Source organism: Phytomonospora endophytica (assembly GCF_014202425.1).
Classification (GTDB): Bacteria; Actinomycetota; Actinomycetes; order Mycobacteriales; family Micromonosporaceae; genus Phytomonospora; species Phytomonospora endophytica.
This window is the reverse complement of record NZ_JACHGT010000025.1, coordinates 52,380-64,238: the sequence shown is the minus strand read 5'-3', so window position 1 is coordinate 64,238 and position 11,859 is coordinate 52,380. Positions and strand designations below refer to the sequence as shown.

Genomic DNA, 11,859 nt, shown 5'->3' with positions numbered 1-11,859 from the left:
GGCGAGGCGGCGCCATGGGTAAGGTACCGCGCCTCGCGACGGCGTCAAGGGAGAACGGGTCCGGGCGTGGAGGGTCAGCCGAAGACGGTCTCGAACTCCTCGCTGACGCGTCCGTCCCCGTAGATCGCGAACGCCACCCTGGGCCTTAGCGCCGGCGAGGAAACCGCCGCCGGGGTGACTCGGCGGCCCCTTTTTTATGACGGGTCAGAAGAGCCGGTGGCGGGTCTCGGTGTCGATGTCGTCGAGGATCGCCCGGAGCCACGGGAGCCGGACCGCGGGCAGCCGGACGAGGGTCGCGTGGAACACGTCCCAGTCGGGCCCGAACAAGCGGCCCGGGCGCGGTGGCGCGGGATCGTCGCGAAGGACGTCGTCGGGCAGGCGCCCGGAGGCGAGGAGGGGCAGGTCCGGTCGCGGGAAGGCCAGCCATCGCCAGATCCCGAACGGCAGCGGCACCCGAACGGTGGTGGGATCGCCGCCGTCCCACGGCGTCCCGGTGTTCGGGTGCTCCGGCACGAGGAGGATCTCGGCGTCCTGGTTCGGGAGTCCGGGCCCGGCCGGAGCGGCCCGGAGCGCCGGCGGAGCCGCGGGGAGAAGGGCGTCCAGGACGCGCTGGAAGGCCTCCGCGGCCATACCGGTGGGAACGATCACCGCCGAGCCGTCCGAGGCCGCCAGAAGGTGCGCCAGCGCCCGTCCGGCCGCCGCCTCCCAGCGTGGGCTCCACGACCAGCGGTGGTCCAGCCTCAGGCCGCCGTTCCAGGTGGAGATCACTTCGAGCGGCGGTGTGCTCTCGCCGCTCGCGAGGAGTTCGTCCCAGGTCGGCGGTGGTGCTTTGGCGCCGGTGGGGAGAGCGCGTACGGCCTTCGGGTCGAGCCATGCCGATTGCCAGTACGAGCAGTCGTCGATCCGGGTGGCTACGGGCAGATCGCAGACCTCGCAGGCCAGGTTGGGACCGTCGCCGCCGTCGAGGCCGCAGCAGTACCCGCTGGTCTTCGAAGGGATCAGGACGGTGCCGTGGATGTCGCCGGGGGCGACGACGATGGCGCCGGGATCACCGTAGGACAGGGCGAAGACCGGCGCGTGGACCCCGCGTGCCGCCGCCTCCCGCGGATCGATCTCCGCCCACCTCCGTGACGGCGGGCCGGAAGGCTCGGGATCGACGGCGAAGGTCCCGGAGGCCATGAGCGTCGGCAGCCGGGTCGCGTTCCCGTACCGCTGGTGGGCGTGGACCGGTAGCGCGACACGGGTGAGGGCCGTGGTCAGCTCGGTGTCGCAGCCCGAGCACGCGAACACTGGCACGCGTCTTCTCAGCCTCCGCCCAGGACGTCGGCGAAGGTGTCTCGAACCGCACCGCCCCCGTAGATCGCGAACACCACCCGCTCGAAGTACGGCACCGCCTCCAGCGCCCCCCTGAAGGCTTCCGCGACCGTCCGCGGCTCGTTGCGGAACACCCCGCATCCCCATGCCCCCAGTACGAGCACGCGGTGTCCGTGCGCGGCCGCGACCGTGAGCACCCGTTCCGCGCGGCGGGCCAGCACGTCGGGCACCGAGTCGGCCAGTTCCGGTGTGTTGCGCAGGATCGCGCCGAGGTTGGGGGCGGCGGCGGTCAAGAACGTCGCCTCGTAGGGCTCCTCCAGCAGCCGGCCCTTGTCGTCGCGGAAGACGGGCACGGCGGGGGAGTGGATCACCCGGTCGCTGTAGCGCAGGTCGCCCTGGGAGCGGTGGTAGGCATAGAAATCCGGCTCCGTCCGCAGGCACCGGTACAGTCCCGACGCCCGCGCCACCGACTCCTCCTGGGCCTGGGCTCCACCGAGGAAGCCGCCGCCGGGGTTCTTCGCCGAGGCGAACACCAGGCAGGCGACGTCGGGCGCGAGCCTGCGCGTCGCCTCCAATGTGGACTCCGCGGTGACCTCGACGTCCGGTGCGGCCGTCGATCCCTTGGGGCGCAGGGTCATGCCGGGGGCGTACATCCTCGTCTCGGTGGCGGCACCGGCGGCGTCGATGACGACCCGGACGCCCGACGGCGTCTCGTAGGCACCCGTGTCCGCGATCTCCACGGTCCGGAGCGCGATCTCGCGCAGTCTCCCGCTCATTGCCGCAGGCTATTCGCGGTAAGCCCGGCGGCACAACGCAAATAGCGCCCCGGCCGGGTGGGCCGGGGCGCCATCGCGCGAGACGTCAGGGCCTGCCGAAGCCGTACACCGGCATGGAGTCCACAGGGGACACCCGCACCGTCTGCCCGGCCTCGGGCGCGTGGATGATCATCCCTTCACCCGCGTAGATGGCCACATGATGGATGTCGTTGTAATAGAAGACGAGATCGCCCGGCTTCGCCGCGCCGCGGTCGACCTTGCGCACCGCGTCGTACTGCATCGCCGCGTTGTGCGGCAGCCCGACACCGACGCTGCTCCACGCCGCCGAGGTCAGCCCCGAGCAGTCGTAACCGCCCGGTGAGGACCCGCCCCACTGGTAGGGCGTGCCGATCGCACCGTGCGCGTAACGGACCGCCTCGGCGCCCCCGCCGCCCGCCGGCAGCGAGCCCAGAGTGTAGGTACGGCCGTCGTTGTAGCCGAAGGCGACACCGTCGCGCAGCTGCGTCAGCCGGGCCAGTTCGGCCTCGATCGTCGCGCGCTTCTCGGCGAGCTCCTTCTCCAGGCGCTCCTTCTCCTCGCGCAGCTCGCCGAGCGTGGTCTGCTCCGATTCGAGTGCGGTCTGGGTCTCCAGGAGGCCGGTGAGTTCGCGGTCCTCCTGCCAGGCGAGGAAGTCGAGCGTGGTGAGCCGGTCGGCGAGGTCGTCGGCGTGGCCGGTGAACATCGCGTTGAGCTGGCTGAGGCCGCCGGTCTGGAAGTAGTGCGTGGCGATCTCGGAGAGACCGTCGGCGTTGACGGCCATCATCTCGCGCAACGGGACGAGCGCGTCCTTGACCTGCCCGGAGCGTTCGATGACGGCGTCGAGTTCCTCGGCGGCCTTGTTGTACTGCTCCACGACGACTTCGAGGTCGTGGGAGGCGGAGTCGATCTGTTCGTCCAATGTGGGGTCGGCGTAGGCCGCCGAACTCGACACGGACAACGCCAGCGCGGTCACGGCCGCACCGGCGAACAGGAGTCTGGAAAGTCTTAGGAGATACCGGGTTGTCACCGGAGTGGTCATGATGACCGGCTCCTTCAAAGGTCCCCGGGGGTGGTGACAGGAAGTATGGGGTCAGCGCCGTAGCGTACCACCCCCGGGTGGCTTTGAGGTGAGGTGTCCCGGTCTAGCTGGGACGTCCGAATCCGACGATCGACATGGAGTCCAGCGGCGCCGTGGTCACGTTCTGCCCCGCGGTGGGGGCGTGCACGATGACGTTGTCGCCGGCGTAGATCGCCACGTGGTTCAGATCGTTGTAGAACACCAGGTCACCGGCGGCCAGCTGGCTGCGGCTCACGTGCGGGACCTCGTTCCACTGCATGTTCGTGTTGTGGGACAGCGACACACCCGCCGCGCCCCAGGCGCCCTGCGTCAGGCCCGAGCAGTCCCATGAACCCGGACCGCCCGCGCCGTACTCGTAGGGTTCGCCGATCTGGTCGTAGGCGAAGGACACGGCCTCGCCCGCGCGTCCGCTGGGCGGCGGGGGCTTCCCGACGCCGTAGTCCGGCTCCAGCTCGTCCTGCATGGCCTTCAGGTCGTCGAGTTCGCCTTCGATCTTGTCCTTCTTCTCGCCGATCTCCTTCTTGAGGTCCTCTTGCTCTTTGATGGTGGCCTCAAGGGTTTCCTGCTCGGTCCGGAAGGCCTCGTTGGCCTCGTTGAACCTGCGGATCTCGGCGACCTGGGTCTGCCCGAGCTGGCTGAGCAGTGAGAGTCGTTCGATGGTCTCGTCGGGCGAGCCGGAGAGCATGATGTTGACCTGGCTGAGGTTGCCGCCGGTGTAGGTGCTCGACGCGATGGCGTCGATCTCTCCTTGGGCGATGGCGACCTGTTCGGCCAGCGGACCGAGGGTCTTCTCGATCTCCTTCTGGCGCTTCTCGGACTTTTTGAGCTTCTCCTTGGCGCCGTTGTACTGCTCGATCACCTTTTCGAGCTCTTCGCCCTTTTCCTTGACCTGTTCCTTGACCTCGTCGAGGCTGGGGTCGGCGTGTGCGGGACTTCCCGCGAACAGCAGCGCGACGGCTGCCGTGGCCGCGGCCAGGGCGACATAACGGATGCGCACCGTTGGTCGGCTCCTTCTTCCTCGGACCGCCTACCGGGTTAGCTGACGGGCTCGGGCGGGAAGAAGCATCGCCCTACCTGCGTTGTGGTGCAGGATTCGCCCCGATGGCGTGGTTCCCCGGTTCACGTGGGGACGCGTGAGCGTCGGTGATTCGGCGGTGTCGCTCCGGTGTCACCGGGGTGGTGGCAAGGGGTCCGGGCTGACGGAGCCCAAGAGTAGGGTGAGGCGACGGCCGATATCAAGTCGTGACGTATTCCAATCCCTCGAATGGCACAGCCCGTAGGCGGATCGTACTGCGATGATGACCCCCTGCGGTCGTGTACTATAGGGGGGTAGGGTACACGGACGGCAAAAAAGCAGAGGTGAGCGGCATGGCGGATTATTGGTACAGCACGGACAAGAAGGCCCTCCTGTCGCGCCTGCGCCGGATCGAGGGTCAGGTGCGCGGACTCCAGCGCATGGTCGAGGGTGACGAGTACTGCATCGACATCCTCACCCAGATCTCCGCCGCGGACAAAGCGCTCAAAGCCGTCGCCGTGAGCCTGCTGGAAGGGCACATCGGGCACTGCGTGATGGAGGCCGGCAACGATGCCGAGGCCGCCGCCGCGAAGGTGAAAGAGGCCTCCGACGCGATCGCCCGGCTCGTCCGTTCGTAGTCGTCTGCGTACGCTTCACTCCATGAAACCCGGTGGCCGACTGCGCGATCCCAAGCTGCCCGTCTACGTCGGCGTGCTCGTCCTCGCCGTCCTGATGGGCGTGGGGATCGGCCGCGTCATCGGACCCGTCTCGACCTACCCCGGCGACCCCGGCCAGAACACGGCCGGGCAGCCCTCCGGACAGCCGCAGGGCGGCGGCGGCCCCGTCGTCGCCGCCGACGGCCACATCCACGGCGCCACCGGCTCCGGCGGATCCACCGGCGGCGCGCCCTCCCTCGGCGGCCTGGAGATCACCGCCTCCGGCTACACCCTCGCCCCCGCCGCCGACGAGTACACCGTCGCAGGCGAACCGCAGGCCGTCGAGTTCCGGATCCTGCGCGCCGACGGCGAAGCGGCCACCCAGTTCGCCGTCGTGCACGAGAAGCCCATGCACTTCTTCGTCGTCCGCCGCGACTTCGGCGACTACCAGCACCTGCACCCCACGATGTCCGAGGACGGCACCTGGCGCGTCGACGCCGACTTCACCGAACCCGGCCCCTACCGCATGTACGCCGACTTCACCGCCGTCGACGCCGCGGGCACCCAGGCCGCGGTCACCCTCGGCGCCGATCTGTCGGTTTCCGGTGACTACGAACCGAAACCGCTCATGGACCCGGCCACCACATCCACTGTGGACGGCCTGACCGCCACCATGGCCGGTGCCGCGACCCCCGCCGTGGCCAGCCCGATCATGTTCACCGTCGCCCGCGACGGAAAGCCCGTCGAGCTCCAGCCCTACCTCGGCGCCTTCGGGCACCTCGTCGCCCTGCGCGACGGCGACCTCGGCTTCGCCCACGTCCACCCCGAACCGCAGCTCGCCGACGGCGCGGTGAAGTTCTGGCTGACGGCCCCGACACCGGGCACCTACCGCCTCTACCTCGACTTCCAGGTCGACGGGAAGGTCCACACGGCGAACTACGTCATCGTCGTCGCCTAATCCGCTTGCCGCGCGCCGGGGCGGCGGCGAGCATGGCCGGATGCAGCCCTCGCCGCCGGTCGTCCGCCCGTACACCGATGCCGACTGGCCGCACATCTGCCGCATCCACGACGCCGCGAGGCTCGACGAGCTGCGCGGCTCCGCCGGCGTCGACGCCTTCCTGACCCTCGAACAGACCGCCGAGGGCGAGGGCCTCTTCGACGGCGCGCTCTGGGTGGCCACAGTGGACGGTGAGGTGGCCGGTTTCGCGGCCTTCGACGAGGGCGAGTTCACCTGGCTCTACGTCGATCCCGCCCGTTACCGCCGGGGCGTGGGGCGTGCCCTGCTGCGCCATGCCCTCGCGGAGGCGGGGGAGGACCGGGTCGAGACGACCGTCCTCGACGGCAATCCGGCCGCGCTGGCCCTGTACCTCGCCGAGGGCTTCACGGTCGTGGAGACCCGCGCGGGCAAGCTCGCCGGGAACGAGGCCTTCGCCGCCACCGGCCACATCATGGAGTGGCGCCGGGCCGGATCCGCGCGGTGAAGGCGATCGCGGCCCCGGCCAGCAGCAGGACGGTGGCGATGATGAGCGTCCGGTCCATGCCGGCGTCCCAGCCGAGCGAGCTCAGCAGCGAGATGGCCACGGCGACGCCGACCGAGGAGCCGATGTAGCGGGCGGTGTTGTTGGCGCCGGAGCCCATTCCGGCCCGGTGTGCCGGGACGCTGTCGATGGCCAGCCGCGCCGAGGCGGCGTTGACGAGCCCGGCGCCGATCCCGGAGATCCCGAAGCCGATCAGGACGCGCCACAGTGACCACGTGCCGCCGGTGCCGAGCAGGAGGATGAAGGCGGAGGCGAAGAGGTAGCCCACTCCGAGCATGCGTACCGGGCGGATCGTCAGCCGCCGGGCGGTGAGCGCGGCGGCCAGCGAGGCTGAGGACCACAGGGTGAACAGCAGCGAGGTCTGGAACGCGCTGAAGTGGTGCGCGTGCTGCCAGATGGTGGCCGTGACGCTGCCCGCGCCGATGATGGCCAGGCCGTTGAGCAGTGCGCCACCGGTCGCCAGCAGGAACAGGGGCTGCCGGAACAGCGCCAGGTCGAGCATCGGCGCGGCCTTGCGTGCTTCGACGCGTGCGAAGGCGATGGCCAGCGCGACCGTCGCGGCCAGCAGGATCAGCACCGGCGGCTGTGTCCAGCCGGTGCGGCCGAGCGTCACCGCCGACAGCAGCGCCACGAGCGCGGCCGCGAGCAGGGCCATCCCGGTCAGGTCGGGCCGCTGCGGGTGCCCGGCGCGCGACTCGGGCAGCGAGCGCGCGACGAGTGCCAGGGCGATGGCCCCGGCGACCTCGACCCAGTACACCCCGCGCCAGCTGATCATGGTGAGCGCGCCGGCCAGCGGCGGGCCGACGGCGAGTCCGGCGCCGAGCGCGGCGGCCCATGTGCCGGTGGCCTTGGCGCGCGCGGCCGGGTCGGTGAACAGGTGGCCGACGATGCCGAGGCTGGCGGCGAGCAGTGCGGCCCCGGCGGCGCCCTGGCCGACACGCGCGGCGATGAGCAGCGCGGGGGTCGTGGCGATGCCGCCGACGGCGCTGGCCACGGCGAGCGCGACGGCGCCGTAGGTGAACAGGCGGCGTCGGCCGAGGTTGTCGGCGAGGGAACCGGTGACCAGGAGCATCGCGGCGAGGCCGACGGGGTTGGCGTTCATGATCCACGTCTGGGCGGTCAGCCCGGCGCCGACGCCGGCGGCGGTCTCGGGGCCGGTGATCAGCGGGACGACGTAGACGGACAGGACCAGCAGGGGTGCGGCGGAGGCGATGGCCAGGGCGCCGGTTCGGGTGCGCGGCACGGTCGAGGTCGTCAAGGGGACTCCTAGGTTCAGTCAACGAACCTACGCAAGCTAGCACGGTAGGTTCGCTCATTGAACCGAGGGCGCTAGGATCGGCACATGGCACTGGGCAAGGACTACGACGGCCAGCGGGACTGCGCGATGGCGCGCGGGCTGGAACTGATCGGCGAGCGCTGGACGATGCTGATCGTGCGCGACGCCTTCTACGGCGTCCGCCGCTACAGCGACTTCCTCGCGCACCTGGAGATGCCGCGGGCGGTCCTCGCCGAACGGCTGTCGGCGCTGACCGCGGCCGGGATCCTCACCAAGCGCCGCTACCAGGAGTCCCCGGCCCGCGAGGAGTACCTCCTCACCGACGCCGGCCTGGCCCTGTGGCCGGTCCTGGCCTCCATCGGGACGTGGTCGGCCCGGTACGTCATGGGCGGCAAGGTCCACCGGCTCTACACCCACGCCGACTGCGGCGAGCGCCTCGTCGGCGGCTCGGTCTGCCCGCTGTGCGGGGTTGTCGACCCCGCCGAGGTCGAGTTGCGCCCCGGGCCCGACGCCGACCTCGAGCGGGAGGACCCGGTGAGCGTGGCGTTGCGGGAGCCGAAGCGGCTGCTCGTGCCCATCAGGGCGTGAGGGGTCGGGGGCTGCGGGGGTGGCCGTCGCGGCCATACGATCGGGGCACGACCTGACTTCTCTCCTCGGGCAGGTGCCCATGTCCCGCGACTTACCCCGCGAGTCCGTCATGGCCGTGGCGCGCCGCCGCGAACTCGGTGAGTTCCGGCGCAGGTGCCCCGCCGTCCGCGTGCGGCGGGCGTGGCCGCCGGGATGGTGCCGCTGATCGCCATCGGCCTGCTGCTGCGGTACGGGCCGCTCAACGCCTTGACCATCACCGTCCTGGTCCTGTGCGCCCTGATCACCGGGGGCTGGACCTACGTGTGGATCCAGCGCCTGCGCGGCGGCTTCTTCGTGTTCGCCGACGGCTTCGTCGACGCCGTCGGCATGCGGATCATCGCCTTTCCCTGGACCGACGTCATGGGCATCATCTACGAGGAGACCGGCGGCCTCCTGCGTCCTTCCGGGCGCGGGGCCCCGTTGTACAGGCTGGAGTTGCGGTCCCCGGCCGATCCGGCGCGGACCGTGGCGTGGGGGATCGACGCCACGTACGCCGGAAACCGCGTACTCGCGGCCCTCATCGCCCGCCACGCCGGTGTCTCGATCGAGGACGGCACCCGGCGCCCAGCCCGCTAGCGCGCAACCCGCCGGCACCGCTGGGACCGGTCCCTCCTGCACGGGCCGTCCTGGTTTTACGATGGGTTGCCCCGTCCCCATCCCCTTTGCGCAGGCGCCCATGTCGAGCCAGAACCCACCCGAGCGCGTCGCCGCCAGGGCCCGCGAACTGGAGCTCGGTGCCTTCGAGCGCCGGGTGCGCCGCCGTCCCGGCCTGCCGGGCGCCTTCTTCTGCCTGGTGCTGCTGTGCGTCGGCGGGAACTTCCTGCGCAACGGCCCCTACAACGCGCTCGTCGTCACGGGCCTGGCGCTGGGCGCGCTGATCGTCCTGTGGTGGGGCTACCTGTGGATCCGTCGCGTGAACGGCGGCCTGTACCTGTTCAAGGGGGGCTTCGTCGACGCCGCCGGGCTGCGCCTGATGGCCGTCACGTGGGCCGAGGTCACGGCGGTCACGACCGATTCGACGCGCTACTCGGTCAACTCGCTGCCCGTCGGGACCACCTTGCACTACAAGGTCATGGTGCGCCGGGAGTCCCGCGACTGGGTCGACACCTGGGAACTCAACACCACCTACGCCGACGTCTCCGAGATCGGTTTCCTCATCGCCCGCCGCGCGGGCGTCGAGGTCGAGTACGTCAGGACGCCCTAAGGCGCGTACCGCAGGATCGCCGCCACGTCCCCGCCTTCGGGCACGTCCTCCCGGCGCACGGCCAGGACCCGCCCGCCCGACAGCCACACGCGCCGGGCGATCTCGTCGACGACGCCGTAGGCGACCGCGTCGTCCTCCTCGCTGTAGGAGACCTCGCCGTTGTCGTCGACGGTGCCCGGGACGGTCGCGTCGAAGTCCACGAAGACCGTGTCGACCGCGCCCTGCGTGGCGAAGCGGGCCGCGTCGCCGACGTCGACGACCGTGCGTCCCTGCGAGGAGCGTTCGGCGAACAGCGCCTTGAGCTCGCCGAGGGCGGCGGCGTGGACCTCGTCGAGGACCTTGCGCGCGTCGGCGGTCAGTTCGGCGTCGCCGCGCCCCTCCGGGTTGCCCGAGACGACGTCCTCGGCGACGTCGGGGTAGGAGCACACCTCGCGGAAGATGCTCAGCAGCGGTTCGGCGCCGGCGAGGACCAGTGGCACCCCGCCCGAGGGCAGGACGGCCCGCAGTGCCTCGTCGATCTGGCGCGCGTACTGCCGCATCCTCATCTTCTGTCCCTCGCTGCCCTGCACCCGGCGGGCGGGGGAGCGGTCCTTGATGCTCGCCTTCCCGACGGCGCTGGCCACGTCCTCGGGCAGGTCCGGCACGTCGATGGTGGTCCCCGCGACGCCTTCGGCGATCTCCATCAGCCGCACCGAGCCCTGTGCGAGGGCCAGGAGGTAGCCCGACTGCGGGAACGTCACCGACCGCAGCAGCGGTTTGACGTGGAAGCGGTCGGCGACGGCGGCCTGCGGCTGGAGGTGGTTGGGCAGCCGGAAGGTGCGCACGCGCGCGGGCGTGGCGAACACGGCGAGGCTGCGCGCCTGGAAGCGCCAGAACCGGCTGTCGGCGTGCAGGTCGGTCAGATGCTCGTCGAGGGCCTCGACCTCGCCCTTGGGTGTACCGGCCGCGCGGAGCTGGTCGAGGGCCTGGCGGGCGAGGTCCTTGAACGCGATCGGGGCCGCGTTCGGGTTCGCCGGGTCGGTGGGGAGATAGAGCGACACGCTCGCCGCTTCCCGCGCGTTGAGTAGCGCGTCGATCTGCGGGCGGCTCGGGATGTCGGTGTACAGGCCGGGCATGGCTCCCCCTCCGGACGCGCCGGTGGCGTCCCCCGTTCGGATGCTACGGCCGGGCGGGAGGACTCGTGCCGAAACGGGAGGGCTCAGGCCGTTTCGAGCAGTTCGGCCAGCTTCGGCCGCACGCCCCACTGCTCGACGAGGGTGTCGTACTCGACGCGCGCGGCCGTCCGCAGCGCCGCCGGTGTCCGCGCCGGGCGCGCCCAGATCATCGAGTTGCGCGGTGTGTGCTGCGAGGCGATGAACTCCGAGACCTCGACCTCGTAGCCCAGCGACCGCAGCAGCAGCGCCCGCAACGCGTCGGTGAGGGTGTCGGCGAAGCGCTCCCGCAGGATCCCGTCGGCGACCAGCGCGCCGTAGGGTCCCGGGGCCTCGGCTCCCTTGAGCTGCTCGGCGATGTCGTGGTGGCAGCAGGGCGCGGCGAAGATGTGCGCGGCCTTCAGGCGCACGCCCCGCGCGATGGCCTCGTCGGTCGCGGTGTCGCAGGCGTGCAGGGCCAGCACGATGTCGGCGCCGGGCAGGTCGGCCTCGGCGGCGGTGTCGGCGACGAAGTGCATCCCGGCGGCGTAGCCCAGCTTCTCGGCGACGGCGTTGTTGTGGACCCGCTGCTCCTCGCGGATCTCCACCCCGGTCACCGTCACGTCCAGTTCGCGGACGCCCGAGAGGTACTTGTAGGCGGCGAAGGTCAGGTACGCGTTCCCGCAGCCGAAGTCGACCACGTGCAGCGGCGCCCCGTCCGTGCCGAGTTTCCCGTCCACCAGGGTCAGGAAACGGTCGACCTGCCGCCGCTTGGCCGCGTCGGCGCCGACCGCCGCGAACAGCGGGTCGTCGGGCGCCAGCAGATGCGACTTCACGCGGTCGTGCGAGGTGACACGCTCGCCGCCTTCGGCGGTGCGGTGCACGAAGGCCTTGCCCTTCTTGGTGATGCGGACCGCGACGGTCGCGTCAGTGGTGACCACGTGCCAGTTCGCGTAGGGCCTGGCCAGCAGTTCCTCGACGGCGGTGGCCTCGACGTTGCGCACGATCGGGCGCCCGGCGGCGTCGGCCGTCTCCAGCTGGAGCAGCTCGCGGCCCTTGACGGTCACCGGCCGGATCCTCGTCGGTTCGGGCGCCTCCTGGCCCTTGCGGCGGCCCCCGGCGCTCGCGGAGACCAGCCGCTCACCGTCGAGTAGCAGGTCGCGCAGTTCGGCGAGGGCGTCGTTCAGCTCGGCATCCACCCCGAAATCCTTCCACGCCGCCGGCGTG

The 11,859-nt window shown here is 71.2% G+C and carries 13 protein-coding genes and 1 riboswitch; of the genes, 6 read left to right on the top strand and 7 right to left on the bottom strand.

Translation table 11 applies throughout. The annotated features are described in order from the left end of the window. Positions 1-204: 204 nt before the first annotated feature. The 4 genes from HNR73_RS37555 to HNR73_RS41110 form a co-directional block, all read right to left on the bottom strand. The gene (locus HNR73_RS37555) at positions 205-1,296 is read right to left on the bottom strand and encodes a hypothetical protein (protein WP_184792847.1); all 1,092 of its coding nucleotides are present in this window, start codon (positions 1,294-1,296) and stop codon (positions 205-207) included. A gap of 8 nt (positions 1,297-1,304) precedes the next feature. Next, positions 1,305-2,090 carry a TIGR02452 family protein gene (locus HNR73_RS37550; RefSeq protein ID WP_184792846.1) on the bottom strand — a complete coding sequence of 262 codons (786 nt, stop codon included), beginning with the start codon at positions 2,088-2,090 and terminating at the stop codon, positions 1,305-1,307. 85 nt (positions 2,091-2,175) lie between these two features. Further along, positions 2,176-3,147: a C40 family peptidase gene (locus tag HNR73_RS37545; protein WP_184792845.1), complete on the bottom strand. Its 972-nt coding sequence runs from the start codon at positions 3,145-3,147 to the stop codon at positions 2,176-2,178. Positions 3,148-3,250: 103 nt separating this feature from the next. Continuing rightward, positions 3,251-4,183, bottom strand: a complete 933-nt coding sequence (locus HNR73_RS41110) for a C40 family peptidase (protein ID WP_184792844.1) — start codon at positions 4,181-4,183, stop codon at positions 3,251-3,253. An 11-nt stretch (positions 4,184-4,194) separates the two neighbouring features. Continuing rightward, positions 4,195-4,350, bottom strand: a riboswitch (cyclic di-AMP (ydaO/yuaA leader). Positions 4,351-4,554: 204 nt separating this feature from the next. On the opposite strand from HNR73_RS41110, the gene HNR73_RS37535 reads away from it, so the two are divergent. Genes HNR73_RS37535 through HNR73_RS37525 form a run of 3 tightly spaced genes read left to right on the top strand, consistent with a single transcriptional unit; the run spans position 4,555 to position 6,338 of the window. Beyond that, positions 4,555-4,839, top strand: coding sequence for a metal-sensitive transcriptional regulator (locus HNR73_RS37535; RefSeq protein ID WP_184792843.1), 285 nt, complete (start codon positions 4,555-4,557; stop codon positions 4,837-4,839). Between the two features lie 22 nt (positions 4,840-4,861). After that, positions 4,862-5,815: a DUF8832 domain-containing protein gene (locus HNR73_RS37530; RefSeq protein ID WP_184792842.1), complete on the top strand. Its 954-nt coding sequence runs from the start codon at positions 4,862-4,864 to the stop codon at positions 5,813-5,815. 40 nt (positions 5,816-5,855) lie between these two features. Beyond that, the gene (locus HNR73_RS37525) at positions 5,856-6,338 is read left to right on the top strand and encodes a GNAT family N-acetyltransferase (RefSeq protein WP_184792841.1); all 483 of its coding nucleotides are present in this window, start codon (positions 5,856-5,858) and stop codon (positions 6,336-6,338) included. On the opposite strand, the gene HNR73_RS37520 is transcribed toward HNR73_RS37525, so the two are convergent. Then, on the bottom strand, positions 6,304-7,653 hold the full coding sequence (locus HNR73_RS37520) for an MFS transporter (RefSeq protein WP_184792840.1): 1,350 nt from the start codon (positions 7,651-7,653) through the stop codon (positions 6,304-6,306). The two genes, HNR73_RS37525 and HNR73_RS37520, sit on opposite strands and share 35 nt — an antisense overlap. A gap of 84 nt (positions 7,654-7,737) precedes the next feature. Here HNR73_RS37520 and HNR73_RS37515 point away from each other — a divergent pair, with 84 nt between their 5' ends. The 3 genes from HNR73_RS37515 (at position 7,738) to HNR73_RS37505 (ending at position 9,502) form a co-directional block, all read left to right on the top strand. Next, positions 7,738-8,259 (top strand): winged helix-turn-helix transcriptional regulator, encoded by a 522-nt coding sequence (locus HNR73_RS37515; RefSeq protein ID WP_184792839.1) that lies wholly within the window; start codon positions 7,738-7,740, stop codon positions 8,257-8,259. Positions 8,260-8,412: 153 nt separating this feature from the next. Further along, positions 8,413-8,874, top strand: a complete 462-nt coding sequence (locus tag HNR73_RS37510; RefSeq protein WP_184792838.1) for a hypothetical protein — start codon at positions 8,413-8,415, stop codon at positions 8,872-8,874. A gap of 100 nt (positions 8,875-8,974) precedes the next feature. Then, positions 8,975-9,502 carry a DUF6585 family protein gene (locus tag HNR73_RS37505; protein WP_184792837.1) on the top strand — a complete coding sequence of 176 codons (528 nt, stop codon included), beginning with the start codon at positions 8,975-8,977 and terminating at the stop codon, positions 9,500-9,502. Here the strand turns inward: HNR73_RS37505 and HNR73_RS37500 are convergent. Next, positions 9,499-10,617, bottom strand: a complete 1,119-nt coding sequence (locus HNR73_RS37500; protein ID WP_184792836.1) for a baeRF11 domain-containing protein — start codon at positions 10,615-10,617, stop codon at positions 9,499-9,501. The genes HNR73_RS37505 and HNR73_RS37500 overlap by 4 nt on opposite strands. An 83-nt stretch (positions 10,618-10,700) precedes the next feature. Next, the gene (locus HNR73_RS37495) at positions 10,701-11,831 is read right to left on the bottom strand and encodes a class I SAM-dependent methyltransferase (protein ID WP_184792835.1); all 1,131 of its coding nucleotides are present in this window, start codon (positions 11,829-11,831) and stop codon (positions 10,701-10,703) included. Positions 11,832-11,859: the final 28 nt, after the last annotated feature.